Raw genomic sequence first — 25,080 nt, forward strand, 5'->3', positions numbered from 1 at the left:
ATCGAGCAATTGCCACACGCTATGACAAGCGGGCAAGGAACTTTTTAGGTGCAATTTATCTTGCTGCTGCTGTTATCTGGCTTAATTGATGACACGCCCTAAAAGGAAAGCCTGTTGTTCAGCTGGCGGACAAGTCCATTGTCCATCTTGGTTTTTGACGTATCGGTTAGGTTGCAACAGAGATAATTTCTCTAATTTACCTTGAGGTTTCCACTCTTCAAAACCAGCCGATTGTTGTCTAATGACGAAAAAATCTGGTACATGTGTGACTGTGACCAACTGCCCTTTTTTGGTGAGACATTTTAGGGTTAATCGATAGGGTTGGTCATAAAATTCCAAGACATCTTCTGAATACTCATACTCTTCAATACCTGGAAGTTCGACTTTGTGCGACTCAAATTGAATTACTTTGCCCATTTTTTGGCTACAGTAATTGCCACTAACGTTACCGCCAAGGGCTTTTACAAGTCTTACTGGTTCTGTAGAACGGATTTGAGAAATGACTTTTCTTGCCTCCTCTGGTAATTTGAGGCGGCAACACCACTCTTCAAACTCAAGGGTGTTAAGCATATTAATCTCGCCTACCTAGAATGGACTTTTGGCAAGCTTTTACTTCCATTCTGGATTTTCGGCAATCTTACCATTTAATTACTTCGGTATCGAAACGATCGCACTCTTATAACAATTGGCAATTCCAACCATCGGTGGCAGCAAAGATAACCGTGTATAACTCTATTTAAACTATAATTTTGCCTTGAGTTCAAAATCATGGTGAAAGCTTGCCGTTTGTCCTGAATCCTTTGTAAGTAAATATGCTGAAAATAACAGCACTATATACGAATTGTTGTCGTTTTTATCTCTTAAAGTACCAGTCTGCTATTTCAAGTATAAAGTTGCTATAGCCAAATTAAAGAAAAAGCTTGCCATTCCGGCAAACAATTCCTTTAAGTCACACGTCGAACTGCGGAAATTATTGTATCTGAAATTGGCATCGATATGAGCCGTTTCCCAAGTGCCCAGCATTTGGCTGCTTGGGCTGGAGTTGCTCCTGGTAACTACGAAAGTGGTGGGAAAACGCTTTCAACTAGTACCCGTAAAGGCAATCGCTCCTTACGAACAATTCTGGTTCAAGCCGCTCACGCTCTAGCCCATACTAAAACTTACCTTGCTGCTCAGTTTCGTCGTATTAGTGGGCGAAGAGGCAAAAAACGCGCAGCTGTTGCTGTTGCACATTCTATTTTAACGATCGCTTACCATCTAATATCACATCAAGAACCTTATAAAGATTTAGGAGCTGATTATTTCGACAAACAACGACTCTCTCTAGTAAGTTTTGCCACGCTAGGTTTTACCTGTATTCTGTTTGTATCACTCTCTGGCGCTTTTGAGCCTACCTCTGGATGCTTCAAACTCCCAAAAAGTAGCCTTGGCTCAATTGTGTTAACATCAACCAAGAAAAGATGCAGAAATGGGCAGAACACGCTCCCATGAATTATCTACATAAATTTCATCTAGTCGAGGCAGAAAAAGCGCGAGTCTTAGGGCAATTTTTTGAGGCTGAAGAGTTTTACGAGCGAGCGATCGCTCTTGCTGCTGAAAATGAGTTTATCCAGGAAGAAGCACTCGCCTATGAATTAGCAGCAAAACATTATTTGGCGCGAGGTCGGTCAAAAATTGCCCAAACCTACATGAAAGAGGCGCACTATTGCTATGATCGCTGGGGCGCAACCGCTAAAGTTAAAGATTTAGAAAAACGCTATCCACAACTCCTCAACACCAACCTAGTTCGGCAATCACATTCAATCGTGACCGATGAAACGATCCGTCATCCGACTGCGGCGATTGATTTGGGTGCGGCGATGAAAGCGGCTCAAGCCATCTCAGAAATGATCCATCTCGATCAATTAACTGCAACGTTGATGCAGGTGGTGATAGAAAATGCAGGAGCCGAAACTGGCGCTCTGGTTCTCCTGGAAGATGATCGGCTCACTGTGGTGGCTCAGTGCAGTGGGAGTAAACAGTGTAACCTGGAAAAGATCGCTGTTGCTGGCTGTGCAACAATTCCTGTCTCCGTCATCCAATCAGTAGAACGCACATCTGAAACTCTGGTGTTTGATGATGCAATCAACGAATCGTCTTTTTTGACTGATCGGTATATTCAAAACCAACAAACGCGATCGCTCCTGTGTATGCCCATTCTCAAGCAAAATCAGCTGATTGGCATACTTTATCTGGAGAACAATCTCAGTACCGGAGTGTTTACTAGCGATCGCTTACAAGTCCTTAAACTGTTGATTGCTCAGGCAGCAATTTCACTGGAGAATGCTCGGTTATATGAACGGTTATCGGATTATTCCGAAACACTGGAACGAAAAGTAGAAGAGCAAACTCAAGCTTTGCAGCAGGAGATCGCGGAACGTCAACAAACCGAAGCTGCATTGAGACAAAGTGAAGCAAATTATCGCAACCTGCTACAAACCGCGAATTCCGTGATCATTCGCTATGATCCGCAAGGACGGATTCGCTACATCAATGATTATGGGGTAAAACTTCTTGGCTATGAAGAACATCAGATTTTAGGGCGAACCTTATTTGAAACAATCATTCCAGACATCGAAATCTCTGGACGCGATGTCAAACCCTTTGTCCATGATTTACTTCGTAATCCTCAATCGTACCCGCAAGGCGAGGGTGAAAACCTCTGTCGAGACGGTCGGCGAGTTTGGGTTGTTTGGTCAAATCAAGCCATCTTCAATGAACAGGGAGATGTCGTTGAAATCTTATCGGTTGGCAATGACACCACCCAGCGTAGACAAGCAGAAGAGGCATTACAACGCAGTGAAGCCAAGTTCCGAACTATTTTTGAAAACTCACAGGTTGGTATCTACCGAACCCGCACCTATGATGGCTTAATTCTCAATGCCAATCAACGCTTTGCCGATCTGTTTGGTTTTGATTCACCCCAAGAGATTATTGGAATTGAACACACTATAGGCTATTGGGTCAATCCCAGCGATCGCCAACAAGGCATTGAGGTGATGAAGCGGGATGGGGAAGTGCGAAGCTTTGAAGCACAGATGCGAAAACGAGATGGGACAGTGTTTTGGGGGCTTTTCTCTTCTTATCTGAATGCAGACGATGACTACATCGAAGGGGTGCTTGCGGATATTAGCGATCGCAAACAGGCAGAAGTAGCGTTGCAAGCCTCTGAAGCAGAGCTACGGGCGCTCTTTTCAGCCATTCCCGATCCGCTGTGTGTTTTCAATGCTAAAGGGCAAGTGATCGGCGCAATCAAAGGAAATCCGTCATATGGAGAGTTGCATAGGGAGGAGTATATTGGTAAAACACTGCATCAACTCTATGATACGGAACAAGCTGATGAATTCCTGAGTTACATTCAGCAGGTGCTGAGAACCCAACAAGTACTCACAGTTGAATACAGCCAGTGGATAGCTGAACGAGAAATCTGGTTTTCAGCGCGCATTGCACCGATTCGGCATGAACAGGTGATTTGGATAGCGCGAGACATTACGCTGCAAAAGCGAGCAGAAGCAGCCTCAATTTTGGAAGAACGCAACCGCATGGCGCGTGAAATTCACGACACACTCGCTCAGGCGTTTACAGGCATTCTGGCTCAGGTGGGAGCGGCAAAACAGGTGCTAACGGATGATGTAGAAGCAACTGAGGCACACCTAGACCTGATCAAAGAATTGGCGCGAACTGGACTGGTTGAAGCGCGGCGATCGGTAGTAGCGCTCCGTCCTCAGCTTTTGGAGGAAGGCAGTCTACAGAGCGCTCTACATCGTCTCGTTGCTCAACTCAGAACTGCCGCAATGGATACCACTTTATATTATGAGATTGAGGGTGCAGTATATTCTCTGCCGACTGAAGTCGAGAGTAATCTACTGCGGATTGGGCAGGAAGCCTTAACCAATGCGATTCGACACGCCAATGCTGATGAAATTCGAGTGGAGCTAATCTACGATCACGATCAGTTTTGCTTGCGCGTGAGAGACAATGGACAGGGCTTTGGAGTTGGGAGTATTCCAGCCTCTCTTGGTTTTGGCTTACTAGGCATGAGCGAACGGGCAGAGCGCATCGGCGCACAACTCACGATTCGGAGTCAACCTGGAGAAGGAACAGAGATGATTGTTACCGTCGATCGGGAGGCATCACAATGAGCCAAGCCATTCGGGTTCTCATTGCAGACGATCATGCTATTTTTCGGCAAGGATTAGCCACCATTATTAACCGTGATCCAGATATGCAGGTGATTGCCCAAGCCGAAAATGGGGAACAAGCGATCGCTTTATTTGGGGAACACCAACCGGATGTCACGCTCATGGATCTCCGAATGCCGGGCGTGGAAGGAGTTGCTGCTATCGGTGCAATTTGTGCTACTGCTAAATCTGCTCGGATTATTGTACTGACCACGTATGATAGTGACGAAGATATTTATCGAGGATTGCAGGCAGGCGCAAAAGGATATCTGTTGAAAGAAACTGAACCTGACGAGCTTCTGAATGCTATTCGTACCGTTCATCGGGGTCAGAAGTATATTCCGCCTGATGTAGGAGCAAAGTTGGTACAGCGCCTCAGCAATCCAGAACTGAGTGAAAGAGAACTAGAAGTACTCCGCTCACTGGCGCAGGGAATGAGCAATGCCGATATTGCAGCTACTTTGAGTATCGGTGAAGGCACTGTCAAATCTCATGTCAATCGGATTTTGAATAAATTGGATGTGAGCGATCGCACCCAAGCTGTAATTGTTGCCGTTAAACGCGGCATTGTTAATTTATAGGATGTACTTTCGATAGAATTGGGATTCTAACTTGAGTTAGAATCAGCCTTCTACTCCACGATGGCATGGTTGCTCTATCAATTTATACTGTAAAAATTTTAACTTGCTATAGACGACAGCTTGAAGGCGATATCCTATATTGAGTTTATGCAAATAGTGCATCCAATCAGGCAAATCATGCTCCTTGAGAGCGGTAAGAGGCTGTCTCTAAAGAAATGTAAAGGGGACGGAAGCGGGCGATCGCAAACGCTCAAATCCTGATTCATACGACCAATCTGGTGCCTTTACACGGTTGATATCCGAAGTTTTCCGCCGGGAAGAGTAGACGCTAAAAGGAAACCCATTAGCTTTCTCAGGAGTCAGGTGTCATCACACCTTGAAAGAATTTAAAGTCTTCAAAATTTCGGAAAAAAGGACGAGGCGGTAATGGAGCTACAAAATACCCCAAAGCTAATTGTCAATCCCAGCTTTTGAAATAAATAGAACTAGGAGAATCCAATCATGGTCAAACAGCAATCTGTAGACGAACAAGCAAATGGAAAGGCAACTAGCAACCTGACACCAGCCCAGGAGTTTTTGCAAGAACTCTGGGATGAGCATCTGCGGCTTGAGTTTGACGCTCACAACACTGAAGATACTCTCGCCACGATGGTTGAGGATGCTTACGTTAACGGCATTCCGGTAATGATTGGGGGAGTAGGGAAACCGGCACTGCGCGAGTTTTATTCCAAGTACTTCATTCCACAGATGCCGCCGGACATGGAGCTGACTCCGGTCTCGCGCACAATCGGAACCAATCAACTCGTCGATGAAATGCTACTTAAGTTCACTCATACCATCCAGATGGACTGGATGCTACCTGGTATTGCTCCGACTCTTAAACGGGTTGAAGTGGCATTGGTAGTAATTGTTCAGTTTCGTGACGACAAGCTAGCCCACGAACATCTCTACTGGGATCAGGCGAGTGTATTGGTTCAACTCGGTATGCTTGATCCGGGTACACTGCCCGTTGTAGGGGTTGACAGTGCGCGCAAGGTACTTGATCCGAGCTTGCCCTCAAACGCAGTGATCGATCGTGCCAGCGATCGCGACTAAGTGTAGGAGCCAGCAAATATCAATGCCTAAACCCACCATTTTGCAACCAGGATGAGTACGATCCTGGTTGTAGGAGGCGCTTCTTATTGCTAGTTAGATGTGAGCGATGCCTACGGCAACGTCAAGGACGAACGCACCCAAGCTGTAAGGGATTTGCAAGAAAATAAGATACCAATTAAACAGGGACAATGGTGATATCCCAATTGGGTAATGTTTCAGAACGCTGCCATTGGGTTTGGTACTGTTTTAACTCTTGTGAGAGAACCTTGATTCCTTTTTCATAGGTAGTTTCAACCAGATGTATAATAGGAGCAATTCCTTTCCAAGTCATATTGGCAGCCCATTGTGCGGCGGCAGCAACAGAATCTAAAATCGCACCATTCCAATAGTTCTCCAAGGCAGCCCAACACCCAATACTTGTCGGTTAAGGGCAAAAGGGTAAGGGGAAAAGGGGCAAGAAAAAACCTTTAACCCTTACCCTTTCACCTTTTCCCTAAACCAAATTCCAAGTTGAAAATCCTTAACCGAGCAGTATTGGCCCAACACCGCTCTATTGGATTGTACTTGCTATGGTAAGGAGGGTAATAAATCAGTCGAATTTTTAAATTAATTGCACAAGACAACTCAACCATGCGTTTGATAAATTGTGTGCGGTTGCTGCGAGTAGCGGCACCGCCATCAAGATCAATCACCCACTCATCGAGTTCCAGATAATTGTGTTGATTCTCATGCCACCAAGCGGTTAAACAATCAACGATAAAATCACTGGTTTCCGCCGACTGACCCAAGTAAATCGATAGCTGGTCATTATGTGTATTGAGAATGCCAAAGGGAACTAAGACTGATTGCCACTGTGTATCGTGGTCATCCGCAACTTTTGCCTCCAGTGTCCGAGCTTTACCGCCTCTGGAAAGGTTGCCAATCTTCACCTTAGCCTTAGTATCTATAGACACTCGCAACGATTTGGGATTTTCATCTGATGCCTGATTCTCTCGGAAGACATTCTCAAATATGGCATCAGTTTGCGGAATTTTTTTCAATGGCTTGGTTTTTTGTGTTTTTTTAGGCGATACCCCAAGCGATTGAGAATCTCTCCCAGGGTTTGACGAGATGGCAATTCGTTCTCGTTGTACCCCTTTTCATTCACTAATGCTTCTCTTACTGCTCTGGCACTAATGCGGGCATATAGAAAGGTTGATTGAAATTTTGGGTCAGCTTGGGCTTGAGCATCTACTAATGAACGAATATCCGATTCTAAATTGGGCAGCATCTCAACACTCTTGTGTCGTCCTCTTGACTGATAGTTATCTACACAGACTATCCCCGTCTGCCTTTCATGCAAGCCGAGTTGCACACTCTGGCGATTCCATCCCAACACTGTTTCTGCTTTGCGGGCTGAACTATTGAAGTAATCTTCGGTTACTTTTGCCATGAAGTCTCGTTTGCGATTGCCAGTCAGTTTCTGCGCTGCATCTTTAAAGGTAGATTTGATGGTCTCGGTGAGTATGAATCGGGGATTCCCATTCTAGAGATTTAGATCAGGCGCGGGCAGATCCGCGCTTCCTCCTCTTTTAGAATGGCTGGTATTTTATTTTTCTGCAAGTTCCTAATTGTTGCCGTTAAACGCGGCATTGTTAATTTATGAGGAGTACTTTCGATAGAATTGGGATTATAACTTGAGTTAGAACCAGCTTTCTACTCCACGATGGCATGGTTGCTCTATCAATTTATACTGTAAAAATTTTAACTTGCTATAGACGACAGATGGAAGGCGATCTCCTATATTGAATTTATGCAAACACTTACTAAATCCATTGATTGCGTAAGTAAATTGCCAGGTTCCATGCTTGATGCAAATGTATAAAAATGAACGACGATCTTAGCCACAGTTCCTTACTTGTAACCCCTTCAACCCAGGATTGGATGCGAGGTGTGCTGAGTGCTAAGGTCGTGCTGGTGATGTATGGAGACTATCAATGCTCTAAAAGTGCGGATGTTTACAAGCTGATTAAATTGCTCAAAGGAGAACTTAGTACTTCTTTTGGAGAAGATGATTTATGCTTTATCTTCCGTCATTTTCCGCAAGCACAGATTCATCCCCAAGCTCAACGGGCAGCCCAAGCAGCCGTTGCCGCCGCTGCTCAGGGACAGTTTTGGTCAATGCACGACACTTTGTTTGCCCATCAACAGAACTTAGAAAATGGTTATCTTGTAGAGTACGCCAATGATTTAGGGCTTGATATCCCTCAATTTCTCAAAGAGTTGTCTAAACATGTGCATGTCGATCGTGTCAATGAGGATATCGAAAGTGGATGCAAGAGTGGAATAACGGCTACTCCAGCCCTATTTATCAATAACATTCGATATACTGGGCGCTGGAAAATGGCAGAGTTGATGACAGCCATTGTTGCTGCAAGTCACTAAGCTCTATCATATCTGACTTGTTTGTTAGTGCTAGTAAGCTATCGAATGCGTGATGGCTAGCTTTTTCCTGTTTTGTTGAACTTAAGCGCCTCACTGGAATCACCCCAAAACAGGTTCGCTAACACGATACGAATTATTATGCTTTGAATCATAATGTGAGAAAAATTTTGATCCATAAATTAGAAAAGAGTTAACGAAAATTCAGGCTTTCGCGCTAATCACAAATTAAAACTTTGCATTCATACATGAGTGAGAGTTGAAATTCTGAATCATAAATAGAGAATGAGTTTAAAAAACATAATTGGACAAAACTTGCACAAAAAATCGCTGACAAAATTGTTCTAACTTAAACTTTCAATTCAAAATATGGTTCAAATACCCATGTTATGGTTCAAAACTTTTGTTTCAGTAGATATCTGAGTAAAAATAAAATATTTCATTGAACAAGCGATCGCCCAACAACAGAGCGATCGCCTACTCAAATCGTAGTTAAATAATAATGATAATCAAGCCGAAGGATTGATACAAACGTCTCTTTTATCAGTCTTTTTATCCCCTACACGATAATCATTATTATTAAAAAACTCGAATATTAAAAGTGAACTATAAACTGGATACTCATTTCTGAAGCATATCATGAGTTAAAATCTCATTTTTTAGTTCAAATCACAATTATTCATAGCGACAAACAGGAGAAATATGATGAAATTAACTACAACACGACGCTCAATTTCTAGAATCACTGGGATGCTTGCTAAAACCACTCTATCAATCATCGTTATAACGGGAGTAGGTGGGGTTTTGCGAATGCATCCGGCGATCGCTACCCCTCCACCTCAACAATCTCCTATTCTTGTTGCAACCGCCTACACGGATCTCACATTGCCAACCTTGAGACGGGGCGATCGCGGTAGAAGAGTGCAAATATTGCAGCAAATTCTCTTAGATAATGGGTTCTTAAATGCTGCTGGAGTCAGGTTGGGAAATCCGAGGGGTGCGGTTGTTGATAGTGCATTTGGCGCGATTACAGAATCTGCGGTAAGAGATTTACAACGACGCTACAACATCCCCGTTACAGGACAGGTTAACCCTGTGACTTGGGAAGTGCTGGATATGCGGGAGAATCCCTATCGATCGCCGCTCCCCTGGAAATCCGATTAATCACTCAGAAAAAACTCATAAGGAAACGTCCAATGAACAAGATTCTGTCCAGACTTCAACGATCTCCGCAAATTATCTCAGCAACAATCCTACTCAGCCTATTTTTGCTGTTCAGTGTTCCATCCCTGGCTCAAGTTAGTCCACAAGTGATTCCCAGAATTGAAGTAATTGAAAGTTCTGAAGGAATTCCACCCGCCTACCGTTTAGTCATTAGCCGACCTCAGGACATTGTGTATGCTTTCTGTCCTACGAACTTCGAGCCTGAGTTGAATTATCTACGAAATGTCAAAGCAATTCAGTGTAAACGTCCTCCCAGGTAACTGGTGGTCAGATCCAAGCACTACATCCACGCACAAATCAAGGAGACACAGATGAGGATTAAAGCAACCCAAGGACATCAGGGAAGCGGAACGGAAGTGAAAGACGCGACTTACGTGGATGCTGCTGGGTGGGGTAAGTATCGGGGGTGGCGGTATCCTCTGGGGCTGATGATCATCCTCTTTGCGTGGTTGGTTGTGGGTAGTGGTGCTAGCGTACTCGTCGCGTTCGCGCTCGGCGGACAGGCAGACCCCTCAGTGCTCGGTCCCGTGGAATACTACTTGTTTGTCATGGCGAGTTTCCTGTTCTTCCTCGCGGGAGTCCTGATCGCTGTCTCCCTGGTCCACCGCCGTCACCCCCGGACGCTCGTCACGGCGCGGGAGCGGATAGACTGGCACCGGGTCGGTCACGGATTCGTGGCGTGGTTCGTGCCGTACTGCCTGATCGGTGGGCTGGGGCAGTATCTGTTCTACCCGAATACCTTCTCCTTTAACTCCGACCTCTTAACGTTCGCTCTCTTCGTCCCGATCGCACTGGTTCTTACTGCGATCCAGACTACCACCGAGGAGCTTTTCTTTCGCGGATACATTGTGCAGGGGGCGAGCCTTGTTTGGTCTAACCGCGTCTTTCTGGCGCTCGTGCCAGCCGTAATATTTACGCTGCCGCACCTCCTCAACCCGGAGGTAAGCGTGGGCGGCTGGCTCACGATCTTTTCCAACTACTTCCTCGTTCCGGGTCTGGTGTGGACTGTGGTCTCGTTGATTGACGGAACCACTGAACTCGCCATCGGCGTACACTTCGCGAACAACATCAGCGGGGCAATCCTGTTCGACATCACTGGAAGTGCCTTGCCCTCACCTGCTCTGTTCACAATCAGTAAATACCACGCGACCTACGGGGCACTATCAATGCTGGTTGCAGTACCCGTGTTCCTGGCGATCGCCTACGGGGTGTTCAAGCAGGAGTCGCCCCAATCCTTTTCCCAGAGCCACCAGAAGGGTCATTGGTGACCCCGGCAAATCCCGAACCCATCAGCAACTGAAGTCAGCAACCCGATAAAAGGAGTCAATTATCATGCCTCGTGTTTCTTCAAATCACCTGAGGGAGTCGGGAAAGCCCCCTTCCGCGTCCTCGGTTCGGCCTAGCAATACCTCCCGTCCGGGCTGGTCCGAGATTATCGTCGGACTCATCGTCTATTTAATCATAGGGTTCGGCGGCGTTTCGCTGTTCAAGCAACTCGGTCTTGACCCCGTGGTCCACGGACTGATCTTGACTGCATGGACTGGCGTCGCCACCCTCATCGCGTTCACGGCAGCCGCGCGGCTGCGGATCCGTTCCCTGAGTGCCTTCGGTGTACGCCGAACCTCCAGTCGCTGGCTTCTGACCAGTGTTGGCGTAGGGCTGGTTGCCTTTGTAATCAAGGGTCTGGCGATCATGGTCTGGATCCAGATCACCGGGGACACGGACAATGTCCAGGATGTTTACGCAGAGGGTGGTCGTGGCGGGTTACTGTCTCTGGTTTTGTCTACGGTGTTCATCAGCGTCTTCTCACCCTTTGGCGAGGAACTGCTCTACCGGGGCATCGTCACCAACGCGCTGCTGCGCTACGGTTCGTTCGTTGGGGTCGTGGGCAGCACCTTGATCTTCGCCCTCATGCACGGTATCAATATCGTTTTTCCTGCGGCCATTGTGGCGGGTCTTGCTACCGCTGAGGTCTTCCGTCGCAGCGGATCGATCTGGCCCGGTCTCGTCGTTCATATTGTTTTCAACCTGCCCACAATTCCGGTGATGGTGTTCGTTGGCATGGGCTAATAGGACGGATCATCTGGAGGTTAAACCAATGGCAATTCTGAAACAATTCGGGATTTTATTTGTATTGGGCAGTGTGGGAATTGTCATGTTCACGATCACGTCTATTCCTTTAATCGAGCAACAGTTAGCGAAACAGTCTCCAGAAATACTGGAAAAAGTGCCAACATTGGGGATTTTAATGCTTCTGCAAGGACTACAGTATTCAATTCTACTGGCAATCAGCATTCTTATTGGAATTGGTTGTGCCTATCGTGTTGGATTAAGCTCCCATTTGATTGATCATTGGGTGTTTCACACCGCTAAGTCTCCATCTTTTACCGTTGAGATGAAGTGGAGCTTGGGTGTGGGTGCAGCGGCGGCGATCGTTCTCTTGTTGCTTGATCAGTTGATGCAACCTGTCCTACCGGAAGCGCTACGGGCAGCAAATAATACAGAGCCAAGTTGGTTGAATTTGCTCACAGCAAAGTTCTATGGCGGCATCACTGAAGAAATTTTGATGCGCTGGGGTTTAATGTCGCTGCTTGTTTGGATTGCATGGAAAGGGCTAAAACAAGGCGTTACGTTGCCAAGTCAAGGGATTTACCAGGGTGCGATCGTTCTAGCCGCTTTGGTATTTGGACTACTACACCTGCCAGCGACTGCTGCGATCGTTCCCCTCACTCCAGTTGTGATTATTCGGGCGTTGTTACTGAATGGGATTGCGGGGATTGCGTTTGGCTGGCTCTTTTGGCAATATTCACTTGAGGCTGCAATGTTAGCCCATATCAGCTTTCATGCCTTTTCCTTTGCTCTTAGCCTAATGCTTGCAAGATTTGTCTAAGCTTTTTTCTAAAGCGATTTCATGATTATTTCAAGAGAGAACAACCGGACTTGGATTTTAGGAGAAATAGAATGATACTTCAGGATAAAGTGGCGTTAGTCACTGGAGGCGCATCGGGAATTGGTCGAGCAACTGCGATCGCATTCGGTGCTGCTGGAGCAAAAGTTGTCTTCTCAGACATAAGCAGTGTAGAAAGTGAAGAAACTGCTGATTTGATTCGCGAGACTGGGGCAGAATGCTTGTTCGTCAAATCAGATGTATCGAGTGAAGCAGATGTTCGGGAATTGGTGCAGACAGCGATCGCAACCTACGGCAAACTCGACTGTGCCTTTAACAATGCTGGAATCGATCGGGTTGTTAAACCGCTGCATGAACAATTGATCGAGGATTTTGACAAGATTCTGTCGGTCAATGCGCGAGGGCTATTCCTCTGTATGAAATATGAAATTCAACAGATGCTAACTCAAGGCTCAGGCGCGATCGTGAACAATTCATCAACGAATGGTCTCGTTGCGCTTCCAGGGATCTCTCCTTACGTTGCCAGCAAACATGCGGTGATGGGGCTGACGCGATCGGCTGCCCTCGATTATGCCAAACAGGGCATTCGGATTAATGCCGTCAATCCTGGTCCCATTGCGACTGACCTAATGGCTCGTAGCGCTGACCAGATGGGCATAACGTTTGATGATCTCGGGTCTATGGTTCCGATGGGTCGTATCGGTCAGGCAGCAGAAATTGCTCAAGCGGTTGTGTTTCTCTGCTCTGATGCTGCTAGCTACATCACGGGACAATCCTTAGCGATCGATGGCGGATATACAGTGAGTTAATTCAAGGAGAGATTCTATGTCAACTTTTGTCTTAGTTCATGGCTCCTGGCATGATGGTTCTGCGTGGAAAGCGGTCATCGACCATCTAGAAACCAAAGGACATCACACTTTTGCTCCGACGATCGCTGGACAGTTGAAGAATTTGACAGCATGATGGCACCTAACCTACGGGGTGTGTTCTTGTACATGAAATATGAAATCCAACAGATGCTGACTCAAGGAGCAGGGGTCATCATCAACACCTGTTCATCAGCGGGATCGATGGTGGACTCACAGTGAATTGAGCCATCAACAAATCAAATCACAATGGTTCCTTGAAGTGAGGGTCAACTTTACAATTTTAAGTGGTAGATAAAATGATTAAGTGCAAAGATTTTGCGCCTCGGATTACTAAACAGGGACCTTTCGGCGGACCTTCTGAGTATGAATCCTTCTCTGAGGTTGTTAGTGCTGTCAATCAGTGGATCGAAAGTAAAACAATACAGGTAATCAATGTTGAAACTGTTGTTTTACCAGATCGGATAGAAGGCACAAGTGATGGTGTCTACGGAGTGACGGTCAGTAATGGTTTCTACCCAGTGATGATCAGCCAGGGCGTTACAGTCAATTGCTTTCAATGTGTGCGTGTGTGGTACAGAGAATAAGCTTCATTGGAGAAGAAGTAATGAAACGATTTACCTTGTTTACTTTTCTGTACCTCGCGCTCGGAGTTTGCCTGAGTGCGATCGCACTTGGATACCCAAACCTGTCTTCGGGTCTTCAAAGAAGCTTGTTCATCAGTGCAGGAACCTCCTACATTTTTTGTCTCCTCAGCACCTTCCCATTTTGGCGCGAGAGGACGATCCGCTTCTATCGCAGACGGAATTCATCGGTAATTCTACCCTGGTTGGTGATTGGATTCTATATTGTTTGGATGATCTGGGAGATTCAGAGTCAGAACTGGACGATGGAAGCCATTTTAGGAGCGTTTTGGCGGCTAATAGTTGTCTTACCGTTTGTAGAACTCATTGTGATTACATGGCAAGTGAATTCTGAACATTAGGGTCTAAATCGGATGGCACTAAGAAAAGTTGAAAGCTCGTCTGGGCAAGGTGTAGGGGGAAATTAAGAAAACCAAATATCGAGTACGAATGGCACTAAGTTAAGCTGAAGGGAATACAGGGTATAAGGATTGCAGAGGGGCAGGGGTGCTCTTGTGCAGGGGGGATTTCTATTTCTTGCGAACGCACAGCCTAATCGCTCTTTTTTCTCCCCTGCTGCCTCAACGATTTCCCCTTTTCTTAGTGCCATTCGCCTTTAGCCCTAATGGTCGTTTCCTAGCCAGTGGCAGTGACGACCAAACGATTCGGCTGTGGGATGTCCGAGACGACACCTGCCAAAAAGTACTGCAAGGGCACACCAGTCGGGTCTGTTCGGTTCACTTTAGTCCAATCGACTTTAGCCTGCCATCTGCTTCAGATGCACTTTTGGTCAGCAGTAGTCAGGATGAAACCATTAAGTTGTGGAATCCGACAACAGGTGAGTGTCTCAAAACGCTGAGAGCCAAGCGCTTGTATGAGGGCATGAATATTCAGGGTGCGACTGGGTTGACAGTAGCTCAAAAGTCTACCCTCAAAGCATTAGGGGCAATTGAGCATTAAGGCGGTCTCAGCTTGTTGCATATTTGAGAACTCTTTCCCATTCCCAGCGCCAAGCAGTCTCTACCGTTCAGGACTTACGCAACTGGCACAGGCGATCGCTAAAATATAGTGCTTTTGTACTATATGAGTGACGCAACAGGTAAAGGGCGATCGCTAGTTGATAGTACATAGGTATTAATTGAATCCGATTCCGAAAGCTTGATCAACGCATAAGAAGTCGCTGTATTAGAAACACTATTGAAATATTCATGAGAAAATAGGTAGAGGTTGTATTAGATAAATGTTGCTTAAGGTAATGAGATTTACTAAGCTTAATTACTGCCAATACTTATTAAGTAGTCAAATTAATTATACTATGACCAATTTGGCAGAGCATTTAGAGACTATAAGCCATGATGCAATTAACTACTATTTGAAGAGAGAAAAGTTAACACCTCGATTACTATGGGATAACGTGAAAGAGGTAGTTGAGCCTGATACCAATGGTTACATAATATTTGATGATAGCGTTTTAGATAAAAGGTATTCTGAAGAAATAGAAATAGTCAGGAGGCAATATAGTGGTAATGAGCATGGTGTCCTCAAAGGTATTGGTGTAGTTAGTTGCGTGTATGTCAACCCTAATATTCAAAGATTTTGGGTAATAGATTACCGTATTTTTAATCCTGATGTCGATGGTAAAACCAAGATAGACCATGTGAAAGACATGCTGCAAAACCTTGTATATCATAAACTTTTACCATTTGATACTGTTTTGATGGACACATGGTATGCCGTACATAGTTTAATGCTTTATATTGATAGTCTAGAAAAAATTTATTATTGCCCTTTAAAAAATAATCGGTTAGTTGATGATACATTTGCTAAAGAAAAATATAAACGTATTGAATTATTAGAATGGAGTAATGAAGAGTTAGAATGTGGTAAAATCATAAAAATTAAAGGGTTTCCGCAAGAGAAAAAAGTGAAGCTATTCCGGGTTACTGTTTCTACCAACAGAACGGATTTTATCGCCACTAACGATTTATCTCAAAGCTCCACGGATGTTGTACAAGAGGTGTGCAAAATCGGAGCGAAAATCGAGGAGTTTCACCGAGAAATTAAACAACTAACAGGCATTGAATCTTGTCAATGTCGTAAAGCTAGGCTTCAAAGAAATCATATTGCTTGTGCAATGTTGGTTTGGGTTAGATTAAAGAATTTAGCCTATAAAACTGGACAAACTGTTTATCAAATCAAGCATAATTTGCTTTCTAATTATTTAATTCAGCAACTAAAACGCCCAAGTATTCCTATGTGCTTGGTTTGATTTAAATTGTTGCGTGGCGGGGTGTAGCCCCGCCTGCTATTTGTGCCAGTTGCGTAAGTCATGTTCAGATTTTAGAGGTAATTTAATAGATAAGTAAATTAACTTCTCAAATATTTATCTTCATTTTTTAAGCCTTCTGGCTCCTGAATTCTGATCATATCTACAATCTATAGTTGGCTATTTGTATCAACTACCTTTGAAAGGGTGGTAGGTTCATTGCTGAATGGACGCTGGAGTATACAATGTATGCCACCTTCACGGTCACTTAGTGTTAGCTTAATTGTCTGTGTCGCCTCCACTAAACTAATAACTTTATGATAAAAAATCTAACCTTGCTTAGGTTTTTATTGCGAAATACCAGGTTCAGAAATAAAAATTCTAATTCCATACTCAGGAGCAGTTGCTAATATCCGTTCAATCACTTCTGGAGTTATCTGTAATGGTGGAACTGACGAATTCTCTACTTTAGTTCCGACTTGTGCAAAAAACTTTTCTCTTCCACCTGGAGTAGCCCAAATCAACATTTTTGCAGGTGTAAAACCAATATTTTTAAAACTATGGAGTTGACCTTTAGGAGAATGCAAGAATGTTCCGGGAGTGGCTAAAACCGTTTGTTTATCAAGATAAAACTCAACTGAACCTTCCTGAATGTAAAATGCTTCATCTTCTCGACTATGAATATGCGGTGGCGGGCCTAATTGGGGTGAAAGTACTACTTCAAACAATGCATACTTACCATCTGTTTGTTCACTCGTAGCTTTAATAGTGGTTATATCACCTGCTACTGAATAACTATCCCCCTCACCTGGTGGCGATAATATCCCATGATTAATTGTCATTGTTGTTATCTCCTGAGTGTTATCCCAAACAGACTGCACTGCTTGCACAAATCAAAAAAATATCCTAGCTATAATTAAGAAGTTTAGTAGTTAAGCTCTTATGCGCTCCTCAATATTGTTTGTGCGAAAAGTAGTTATGACACTTAGCCTTAAACCTAAAACTGATATTTTCGAGGTGCTTCTATCTAAAGAATTAGTTTTATTTGGATTTGAAATTTTTTATAAAAACGCTACGTAACTCTTAGATGCTTTTAAGCTAGGTTATGCTATTTGCTCAAAAAAACTTTCCTATCATATCAGCGAAAAATTATCGATTCTACTTAAATTTGCTGATTGAGTTGGGAAATTTAAATTAGCGATCGCCTAAAATTTCTGGTTGGTAATATTGATAAAATATTTACTGGAGCGAATTAAACATTTCTACGACAGTTGAGCAAGAGTTAGGCAGAATTTTCCTAAAAATTGATATGTTAGAAATATTTTCGGAGTTCCAGGATATGACACTAGTGATGCGTTATATTAGCAATATAATTGAAAAAAATTGAAATTATACAGTCTGGAATTTCGGTAATTTATCAAATCTAAAGATTGTGATTGGTCTACTTTTAGACAGGCGTTATAAAATTATTAGCTCTCTGTCTGCAGGGGGATTTGGACATACCTATCTAGCGGAAGATACGAAGCGTCCTGGTAATCCTATTTGTGTTGTTAAACAGCTTCGTCCCCCTACTCAAGACCCGAATACAATAAAAATTGCCCGTGACCTGTTTGCTAAAGAAGCAGAAACATTAGAAAAATTGGGTCTCTATGCACAAATTCCTAGATTATTTGCCTATTTTGAACAACAACAAGAGTTTTATTTAGTTCAAGAATTCATTCCTGGTTCTACTTTGGCAGCGGAAATTCAAGTTGGACATCCTTGGACTGAAGAAAAAGTCCGCCAACTCTTAATTGCAGTCTTGGAGATTTTAACTTTTGTTCACGGACAAGGAGTGATTCACCGAGATATTAAGCCTGCTAATTTAATCCGCAGCCAGTCCGATCGCAAGCTCTACTTAATTGATTTTGGAGCGGTAAAAGAACTGGCTACACAAACCGTCAATTCTCAAGGACAAGTGATTTCAACAGTGGTAATTGGCACTAGAGGGTATATGCCACTGGAACAGTTGAATGGTTATCCTCAATATAGTAGCGATATTTACGCTGTTGGGATCATAGGGATTCAAGCTCTGACAGGTTTAGGAATAAGTGACCTCTTAAGGCTGAAAGACCCCGATAATCTTAGTGCTGGTGAGATGATGTGGCGCGATCGCGCTCAGGTAAGTTCTGAGTTTGCTGCTATTGTTGATCGCATGGTGCGTGTAGATTACCGCCAGCGTTATCAAACTGCCACCGACGCACTAACAGTTTTGCGAGACACTGTAAAAATAGCAACCCGTCAACCTTCATCTTTAAGAGTAAAACAGTCGGTAAATGTCACTCACCGCTTGCGTCAGTTACCTCAGCGAGTTTGGTTAATGGTTGCTGGCGGAGTGACTGTTATTCTACTCAGTGGGTTGGGAATTGCATTTTGGCAGAATCATCAGCAAAATGCTCAAGCTTCAGTGCTTCTAGAACAAGCTAGAGCCAAAATTAACCGAGAAGACTATCAAGCCGCTAGCGCAGATTTGAACCAACTGCTGCGGATTCAACCCCAAAATGGTGAAGCCTACTTTTGGCGAGGGTATAGTCAGAGTAAATCTTTCGATGTAGATTCCAGCAAAAAAGCGATTGCAGACTATACGCAAGCTCTACGTTACCTCAAATCTCTGACACCGCAAGTAGGTATTCAATTTAGTATTGACCCCAATACCAAGCAGCCAATTATTACCGATGTTCCTTATAAATTACCTGCGGCTCAAGCAGGAATAAGGCAAAACGATCGCATTTTGGCGATAGACAATCAACCCACAGTCAATAAAACAGATATCCAATTACAGAAAATGCTCCAGGGTGAAGCTAATACACCCATCACTTTCAGACTTGCTCGCCAAGGAACGAGCGAATTTAAGGTGATATGCAAACGAGTTCTGGCTCCAAATCAGCAGTTAGCAATTATTTACGGACAAAGGAGCTTTGCTCGATGGCGAGATAAAGATTATGAAGGTGCGCTTCAGGATGCTCGGAAAGCGCAAGAAATTCTTCCTAATTCCAAATCCACAGGGTTGTTTCACTACTATGAGGGACTTGCTTTAGCTGGACAAGGTAAGAAACAGGATGCACTCTACGCATATAGAACAGCCATTACTCAAGACCCGAAACTGGAAAAGCCATACATTAAGCAAGGTGAAATTCTCCGCCAGTTAAATAAACCCAAAGAAGCAGTTGAAGTTTATAATCAAGCGATTCAAGTTAATCCCAATTTCGTAGAGGCTTATTCTGAGCGTGGTGAAACCCGTTTCAATTATTTAAGGCAAAAACAAGCGGCGATCGCAGATTTTACCAAGATAATTCAGATCCGTCCGCAAGTTCGTTCTATTCTGGAGCCGAATTATCTGGCAAATGCTTATTTTCAGAGAGGTAGAGCTTATCTTGACTTAGGAAAGCCGCAAAATGCGATCGCAGATTTTAATTGGCTACTAAGTCAAAATCCTTTACCAACTAAAGACCTTCCCTATATTTTCCGAGGAGTTGCAAAAGACAAACTCAAAGACTTTCAGGGAGCGATTGCGGATTTTACAAAAGTTATTGACGACAATTCCTATTCTAGATACAAGCAAGAAGCTTATCACTTTAGAGGACTAACTTACGTTCATATCAAAAATATTCCCGGTGCAATTCAGGATTTTACTAAGGCAATTGAAGTAACTGAAGATGCAATTGAAAAAGCTAAATTCTCACGTTTTCCTGAGCTTTTAGACGACTACGACCCTAAAGCTTATCTTCCTAGTTACTATATGAGCCGAGGGCGTGCTTATGCCAATTTAGGCTATAAGCCACAGGCAATAGAAGATTTACAAAAGGCTGCACAACTTGCTTTTGAGCAAAAACAACTTGACCGATATACTACGGCTAACACTGAGATTCAAAAGCTACGGTAGAAGCAGTGCCTAAATTTTTGGGGAGTTGAGAAAAAATCATGATTCCAGCATTCACAACTTACCAGAGATATGGCAACAACTTATACCTAACTTTTTGAATGTAACTATCTGTGATTTGAACTAAAAATTGAGATTTTAACTCATGATATGCTTCAGAAATGAGTATCCAGTTTATAGTTCACTTTTAATATTCGAGTTTTTTTACTAATAATGATATCGTGTAAGGGATAAAAAGACTGATAAAACCGACGTTTGTATCAATCCAACGGCAAGATTATCATTATTATTCAGCTACGATTTGAGTAGGCGATCGCCCAACAATAGAGCGATCGCATGTTCAATGAAATATTTTATTTTTACTCAGATATCTAATAAAACAAAAATTTTGAACCATAACATGGGTATTTGAACCATATTTTGAATTGAAAGTTTAAGTTAGAACAATTTTGTCAGGGATTTTTTGTGCAAGTTTTGTCTCTTTGTGTTTTTTCAACTCATTCTTTAGTTATGATTCAGAATTTCAACTCTCACTCATAATTTGATTCAAAGTTTTAATTTGTGATTAGCGCGAAAGCCTGAATTTTCGTTAACTCTTTTCTAATTTATGGATCAAAATTTTTCTCACATTATGATTCAGAGCATACTATCGTAGCCTTGGAGTTCTTGCCGCAAAAATTGCTCCTCAAATTGAATTCGGATGACCAGGATGATAGTAGGAGCGATCGCTAGTAGGGCAGCCCCATAGGATTCTAACCACAAAGACATACCAACCATCGTCAGAACTGCACCTGCATACATGGGATGTCGGACAACGCTGTAAACTCCCCGATCAATCACTATTTGTTGCCGATCTGCTTGATGTTTGACCGCAGTTGCTGCAAAGGTATTAACTTTAAAGGAAAGAGAGATAATTCCCCAACCAATAATAAATAGGAGTAACCCCAACAGTGAAGCGAACGCCTTTGGTGGAGAAAATAAGTGAAATCGGAAGACATCTAGGGGAATGAAGGCAATCAAACCCAGAAATGAGACAATTAGTAGATTGGCAAGAATTTTGTCAGCTAGGGGTTGTTCTTCTTGAATGGGTGGTTTGAGGCGTTCTTGTAATAAAGCATCATCATCTCGGAAAACACCAATCATCGTCGCCACAGTTCCCACAACAACAACACCGAGCAACACCCAGCCACGCCACCAGTTTAACGTCCCAGCTGGCAAGAATAGTAAACCACCGAAGATGACTATATTCCAAATCAGCGCGCTCAAAATCTTGAAAATGAACATGATTGCTTCACCTCTATATTGTCAGTCTCAGGTTGAGTTTTTATGTCCAGGTGAATCATCCAGAACAGATATCACGATTGTACTCAAACCAGCTAAACTCAAACCAAAGTTGGTAGCATGAGCGTATTCCCATTGATTCCTAAGCTGTTGCCAATTGCTGGGAAGTGAACCTGTATTAGCTTGTTCAATTACTGCATTAACAGGCTCAATCCTCAGAAAATAGATCAGGGGAAAAGGGATTAAAAGACATACTGTACCTGCTAATGTCCACCAAAAAGCAGATTGGCGTTTTCGTACCAGAACCGTAAGTGCGATCGCCCACAGAACTGCACCCACAGTAATAAATGCTCCTGGCCCTGGCGCACCAAAATAACGATACAGGCTATTCTGAATCGTCACATACAGCGCCCCATCGTACTGCATTTTGGCAGGAAATTCTAAAGTATGGGCGAACTCCAATCCTGTAAATAACGCCACAAGGATGAGTGTTAACAATCGCCAGATTCTTAGAAACATGATGACCTCTTAAAGGCAATACAAGCAATGCTGGTGAAGCGAGCTAGCCCAACGGGAAACGGAATCAACTGAAGCTGAGTTAGCCCGGCTTCGTGTATAAGCGTTGACAGTTCTTCCTGGTTGAAACATCGATTTCCCCAATGCCACTGAATTAACCAACCCAATAATCCAGACTGAGTGGCTACGAGAATCAAGGGCGCGCCTGGACGCATTACCCTGACTATTTCCCGTAATCCTTGTAGCGGATTGGGTAAGTGTTCGATTGTGTGGGCACAGATGACAGCATCAAAAGCACAATCTGCAAAAGGCAAAGTATTGACATCACTTTGATAAACTTGATGAGGAACCTTTGCCAAAGAAAGTTTTTGATCTGCTTTGTTCAACATTTGGGGTGAAATATCAACTCCAGTGATATGTGCTTTGGAGTTAATAATTTGAGCAAATGCCAGACAGAAGGCTGCTGTGCCAACACCACAATCACAAATGGTTAAGTTTTCTTGACTGTAAGCTAACATATCAGCATTTTTCAGCGATCGCCATAACTCTCTGTAAGCATGGCTATAACCTAAAACCTGAAGATGTTGATGCCAGCAGGAAGCCGCTTGATTATAGGTTTGAGACAGTTGCGCGTTTGTAGGATAAACTCGTTGAACAGAGATTTGCCACCATCCGATTGTCCATTCCATTGTCAAACCTCATTGATGCATGACTGTACTTTCACAGTCGCTTTGAAGCTGGCATTTATCCCTCACCGAATGGATAGTTGAAAGGATAGTTTTGGAAGTAGTTCAAGCTGCAAAACTACTGATTCAGAATTTGTTGAATATCTTCTGGGATAGACATTATTGCTGAGTCATCAACATTGGCTTTACCTCCTCTGAGGTATCTTTTTTTTCCATACAAGAGTGTTAAGGGAATTGCCAGAACTGTTGATAGTAGTTGCATAGAAATCTCCTGAAAGTCTTTTTGTTTCCAGGCGAGTTTCAGCATATTCCAATGGGCAATTGTATGAGCGATCGCATAATTCTGTCCGAGAATGTGAGCGCGTTGTAAGGCTATCCATGCTGATTCAAAGTCTTGCTCTGCAATCAATGTTTTCGCTTTGCTAAGTTCTGCTTGGAAATTTTCGTATACAATCGCTTTCATCTGATTATCCTCAAAATATTAAGTTGATGAGCTTGTCAATTTTTGCAAGGTTAAATAATATGAGGCATCACCCGTCTTGAAAAGTCCATACCAGGCTTCGAGAATTTGGGCATCGTAAATATCAAGCTTTTGGAAAATGTGGTAAGCAAACTCAAGAGGAGCAGTAGAATTTGCAGTAATAACATCACCAGATGTCACCGTCGGTTGATTTTGATAAAAAGCTGCTCCGCCATAGTTTGTTGCTTGCAAATACTCTGCGGCATTGCTGGTGTGGGGTTTATCATCCAAGATGCCGACACGCGCTAACCCTGCGGTTGCACCACAAATCGCCGCAATTGGGATACCTCCTGCCAGTAAGGCTTTTGCTGTTGCCAAAATTTCAGTATTTGAGCCTGCATCCCATGCCTCACCTCCTGGCAAAATCAACATAGCGCTTGAGTTTAGTTCGTCGATGGTGACATCCGGCAGAATTGTCACTCCCCCAATGGTTGTTACAGGTTCTGCATCTAAGCCAACAGTTTGCACGCGATAGCGTCCAGGGTGTTTTTGAAATGCCGGGTTGTTGATTCCCGCAACGGTAAAACCAATTTCCCAATCAGCAAGGGTATTAAATACGAATAGATGGACGATTTGCTTTTCCATACAATACAAGTGGGGAAGTAGATTTGTTTGTTACCAAAAAAAGTTTTTATCTTCCCCAGATCCCTCAGCTTATCTAAATGCTATTACTCGTTCACTAGCCAAAAGGATAGGTGTTGGAGTTAGACTTTCTCCTAGAATAAAAGCCCCAATTCTCTGGCTTTCGCTACAGCTTGAGTGCGATTGTTGACTTCCAACTTGCCGTAGATATTTCGCGCGTGCCATTTGACAGCAGCCAGACTGACAAAAAGTCGCTCGGAGATCGCCTGATTTGGCATTCCAGTTGCTAGATAATTTAGCACTTCCAGTTCGCGCTCAGTTAATGGCTCAATCAATGCTGAGACTGAAGTAGATTTATTCTCCTCCACTGAACCAGATACAGCTAATAAAAGCTGCACTTGTGAGGTATGAATATTCTTTGAGACAGCGTGTTGCAATAACTCTGTCATTGGTTTTCCTTCATCTAAAAACAGACGAATGTAATTGCCTTGGCGAGGAATATTCAAGGCTTGATTGAGATAATTTAGAGATTCTTTTCTATCTCCTTGAGCTTGCAAAACCAACGCCTGTAAAAGCAAAGTTTCCATAACACGGATAGTTCGTCCACCTATTTGAGCAAATTCATGCAATCGCTTGAGCAATCGCAGGGCATCTCGGAAATGAGATGAAGATGACTTATGTTGACCGTAAGCTAGTAGTACTCTGGCATAAGTTAAGTAATCGAGTTCGGAACCTGTGGGATACTGTTCGGTTCGACTATAGTGGAGTTCACCCTCTACACTCAGATTACTGTTCTCTGCCCAGGCGATCGCCGCATCTAAATTTCCCTCTGCCAAATGCAATCTCACCTTACAGGTTTCAACTGCCAGGATGGTCGGCCAGAGCCAAATTTGACAGCGTTCAGCCCCAAGAATGGCAGCCCACGCTGCTTTTAAGTCTCCTTGAGACAGGCGTACTCGTGCCAGTGTAATATAGCCCATCATCAATCCAGGCTGCTGATTCTCAATAGCGCGCTCAATGCTTTGAGTAAGATGTTGTGCAGCTGCTTCTAACTGGTTTTTTTCTCTTAATACATCAGCTAACGCTACCTGCACCAAAACACCTGCATAAGTTGCTAACCAACGTCGTTGCGTTGCTAGTTCCAAGCCTTGCTGACACAGAGAAGTTGCTAACTCCAGTTTTCCTCGCAATGCCAGAAACTGTGCTTGTAAATAAAGCCCTGCGATCGCGGGATCGGCTGTGCCTTGTGCCTTACCAATGGAGCTAACTTCCTGGAGTTTAGACTAAATGGAAGCAAACAGAAAATAACAGCAACAGATTTACTGAACTAAAAAAATACACCATAAACGGGTAGGGGAAGCGCCCCAAAAAA

At 43.7% G+C, this 25,080-nt stretch carries 24 protein-coding genes and 3 pseudogenes; 16 read left to right on the forward strand and 11 right to left on the reverse strand.

Annotated elements, in window-relative coordinates:
* Nucleotides 1-81: 81 nt before the first annotated feature.
* Complete coding sequence (locus tag AACW45_RS35025) at nucleotides 82-570, reverse strand: Tn7 transposase TnsA N-terminal domain-containing protein (protein WP_242045821.1); 489 nt, start codon at nucleotides 568-570, stop codon at nucleotides 82-84.
* Between the two features lie 396 nt (nucleotides 571-966).
* Here AACW45_RS35025 and AACW45_RS35030 point away from each other — a divergent pair.
* The 4 genes and pseudogenes from AACW45_RS35030 to AACW45_RS35045 form a co-directional block, all read left to right on the forward strand.
* A pseudogene (locus AACW45_RS35030) lies at nucleotides 967-1,491 on the forward strand (transposase); the annotation flags it as partial.
* Nucleotides 1,461-4,181 carry a PAS domain S-box protein gene (locus tag AACW45_RS35035; protein ID WP_242045823.1) on the forward strand — a complete coding sequence of 907 codons (2,721 nt, stop codon included), beginning with the start codon at nucleotides 1,461-1,463 and terminating at the stop codon, nucleotides 4,179-4,181. The pseudogene AACW45_RS35030 and the gene AACW45_RS35035, both read left to right, overlap by 31 nt.
* Nucleotides 4,178-4,801: a response regulator gene (locus tag AACW45_RS35040; protein ID WP_190545552.1), complete on the forward strand. Its 624-nt coding sequence runs from the start codon at nucleotides 4,178-4,180 to the stop codon at nucleotides 4,799-4,801. The genes AACW45_RS35035 and AACW45_RS35040 overlap by 4 nt, the downstream gene beginning before the upstream one ends.
* Nucleotides 4,802-5,302: 501 nt before the next feature.
* On the forward strand, nucleotides 5,303-5,896 hold the full coding sequence (locus AACW45_RS35045) for a hypothetical protein (protein WP_190637732.1): 594 nt from the start codon (nucleotides 5,303-5,305) through the stop codon (nucleotides 5,894-5,896).
* A 175-nt stretch (nucleotides 5,897-6,071) separates the two neighbouring features.
* Here AACW45_RS35045 and AACW45_RS35050 read toward each other — a convergent pair whose 3' ends face one another.
* Complete coding sequence (locus tag AACW45_RS35050; RefSeq protein WP_199331302.1) at nucleotides 6,072-6,293, reverse strand: ISAzo13-like element transposase-related protein; 222 nt, start codon at nucleotides 6,291-6,293, stop codon at nucleotides 6,072-6,074.
* A gap of 85 nt (nucleotides 6,294-6,378) precedes the next feature.
* Nucleotides 6,379-7,328: pseudogene (locus AACW45_RS38530) on the reverse strand (ISAzo13-like element transposase-related protein).
* Between the two features lie 434 nt (nucleotides 7,329-7,762).
* Between AACW45_RS38530 and AACW45_RS35065 the strand changes: the two are divergent.
* From AACW45_RS35065 to AACW45_RS35115, 11 genes are all read left to right on the forward strand, one after another.
* Nucleotides 7,763-8,320: a DsbA family protein gene (locus AACW45_RS35065; protein WP_190637736.1), complete on the forward strand. Its 558-nt coding sequence runs from the start codon at nucleotides 7,763-7,765 to the stop codon at nucleotides 8,318-8,320.
* 702 nt (nucleotides 8,321-9,022) lie between these two features.
* Nucleotides 9,023-9,481, forward strand: a complete 459-nt coding sequence (locus tag AACW45_RS35070) for a peptidoglycan-binding domain-containing protein (RefSeq protein ID WP_242045824.1) — start codon at nucleotides 9,023-9,025, stop codon at nucleotides 9,479-9,481.
* 371 nt (nucleotides 9,482-9,852) lie between these two features.
* Entirely contained in the window at nucleotides 9,853-10,809 is a 957-nt protein-coding gene (locus tag AACW45_RS35075; protein ID WP_190637738.1) for a CPBP family intramembrane glutamic endopeptidase, read from the forward strand.
* A gap of 64 nt (nucleotides 10,810-10,873) precedes the next feature.
* Nucleotides 10,874-11,611, forward strand: coding sequence for a CPBP family intramembrane glutamic endopeptidase (locus AACW45_RS35080; protein ID WP_190637740.1), 738 nt, complete (start codon nucleotides 10,874-10,876; stop codon nucleotides 11,609-11,611).
* A gap of 28 nt (nucleotides 11,612-11,639) precedes the next feature.
* Entirely contained in the window at nucleotides 11,640-12,431 is a 792-nt protein-coding gene (locus AACW45_RS35085; RefSeq protein ID WP_190637742.1) for a CPBP family intramembrane glutamic endopeptidase, read from the forward strand.
* A gap of 71 nt (nucleotides 12,432-12,502) precedes the next feature.
* A complete protein-coding gene (locus AACW45_RS35090) occupies nucleotides 12,503-13,258 on the forward strand; it encodes an SDR family oxidoreductase (RefSeq protein ID WP_190637744.1) in 756 nt (251 codons plus the stop codon).
* Nucleotides 13,259-13,274: 16 nt separating this feature from the next.
* Nucleotides 13,275-13,412, forward strand: a complete 138-nt coding sequence (locus AACW45_RS35095) for a hypothetical protein (protein WP_242043904.1) — start codon at nucleotides 13,275-13,277, stop codon at nucleotides 13,410-13,412.
* The gene (locus AACW45_RS35100) at nucleotides 13,412-13,537 is read left to right on the forward strand and encodes a hypothetical protein (RefSeq protein ID WP_242045825.1); all 126 of its coding nucleotides are present in this window, start codon (nucleotides 13,412-13,414) and stop codon (nucleotides 13,535-13,537) included. The genes AACW45_RS35095 and AACW45_RS35100 overlap by 1 nt, the downstream gene beginning before the upstream one ends.
* Nucleotides 13,538-13,602: 65 nt before the next feature.
* Nucleotides 13,603-13,902: a hypothetical protein gene (locus AACW45_RS35105; protein WP_339385118.1), complete on the forward strand. Its 300-nt coding sequence runs from the start codon at nucleotides 13,603-13,605 to the stop codon at nucleotides 13,900-13,902.
* 639 nt (nucleotides 13,903-14,541) lie between these two features.
* Complete coding sequence (locus tag AACW45_RS35110) at nucleotides 14,542-14,898, forward strand: WD40 repeat domain-containing protein (RefSeq protein ID WP_313933822.1); 357 nt, start codon at nucleotides 14,542-14,544, stop codon at nucleotides 14,896-14,898.
* 295 nt (nucleotides 14,899-15,193) lie between these two features.
* Nucleotides 15,194-16,207, forward strand: a complete 1,014-nt coding sequence (locus AACW45_RS35115) for an IS701 family transposase (protein WP_190540781.1) — start codon at nucleotides 15,194-15,196, stop codon at nucleotides 16,205-16,207.
* A 344-nt stretch (nucleotides 16,208-16,551) separates the two neighbouring features.
* Here the strand turns inward: AACW45_RS35115 and AACW45_RS35120 are convergent, their stop codons facing one another.
* Nucleotides 16,552-17,046, reverse strand: coding sequence for a quercetin 2,3-dioxygenase (locus tag AACW45_RS35120; protein ID WP_190637750.1), 495 nt, complete (start codon nucleotides 17,044-17,046; stop codon nucleotides 16,552-16,554).
* Nucleotides 17,047-17,636: 590 nt separating this feature from the next.
* Here AACW45_RS35120 and AACW45_RS35125 point away from each other — a divergent pair.
* A complete protein-coding gene (locus AACW45_RS35125; protein ID WP_190637752.1) occupies nucleotides 17,637-20,126 on the forward strand; it encodes a protein kinase domain-containing protein in 2,490 nt (829 codons plus the stop codon).
* A 633-nt stretch (nucleotides 20,127-20,759) separates the two neighbouring features.
* Here AACW45_RS35125 and AACW45_RS35130 read toward each other — a convergent pair.
* The 7 genes and pseudogenes from AACW45_RS35130 to AACW45_RS35160 form a co-directional block, all read right to left on the reverse strand.
* Nucleotides 20,760-21,407 (reverse strand): methyltransferase family protein, encoded by a 648-nt coding sequence (locus AACW45_RS35130; RefSeq protein ID WP_190637754.1) that lies wholly within the window; start codon nucleotides 21,405-21,407, stop codon nucleotides 20,760-20,762.
* Nucleotides 21,408-21,434: 27 nt separating this feature from the next.
* On the reverse strand, nucleotides 21,435-21,923 hold the full coding sequence (locus tag AACW45_RS35135) for a DUF1772 domain-containing protein (protein WP_190637756.1): 489 nt from the start codon (nucleotides 21,921-21,923) through the stop codon (nucleotides 21,435-21,437).
* Entirely contained in the window at nucleotides 21,914-22,609 is a 696-nt protein-coding gene (locus AACW45_RS35140) for a class I SAM-dependent methyltransferase (protein ID WP_190637758.1), read from the reverse strand. Before AACW45_RS35140 ends, AACW45_RS35135 begins: the two co-directional genes overlap by 10 nt.
* A 115-nt stretch (nucleotides 22,610-22,724) precedes the next feature.
* The gene (locus AACW45_RS35145; RefSeq protein ID WP_190637761.1) at nucleotides 22,725-23,069 is read right to left on the reverse strand and encodes a DUF3703 domain-containing protein; all 345 of its coding nucleotides are present in this window, start codon (nucleotides 23,067-23,069) and stop codon (nucleotides 22,725-22,727) included.
* Nucleotides 23,070-23,087: 18 nt separating this feature from the next.
* Nucleotides 23,088-23,711 carry a type 1 glutamine amidotransferase family protein gene (locus AACW45_RS35150; protein ID WP_190637763.1) on the reverse strand — a complete coding sequence of 208 codons (624 nt, stop codon included), beginning with the start codon at nucleotides 23,709-23,711 and terminating at the stop codon, nucleotides 23,088-23,090.
* 131 nt (nucleotides 23,712-23,842) lie between these two features.
* Nucleotides 23,843-24,157, reverse strand: coding sequence for a response regulator transcription factor (locus AACW45_RS35155; protein ID WP_277880464.1), 315 nt, complete (start codon nucleotides 24,155-24,157; stop codon nucleotides 23,843-23,845).
* Nucleotides 24,143-24,973: pseudogene (locus AACW45_RS35160) on the reverse strand (LuxR C-terminal-related transcriptional regulator); the annotation flags it as partial. The gene AACW45_RS35155 and the pseudogene AACW45_RS35160, both read right to left, overlap by 15 nt.
* Nucleotides 24,974-25,080 lie beyond the last annotated feature (107 nt).

The sequence above is a fragment of the Calothrix sp. FACHB-168 genome, assembly GCF_963889195.1.
Taxonomy (GTDB): Bacteria; Cyanobacteriota; Cyanobacteriia; order Cyanobacteriales; family Nostocaceae; genus Aulosira; species Aulosira anomala_A.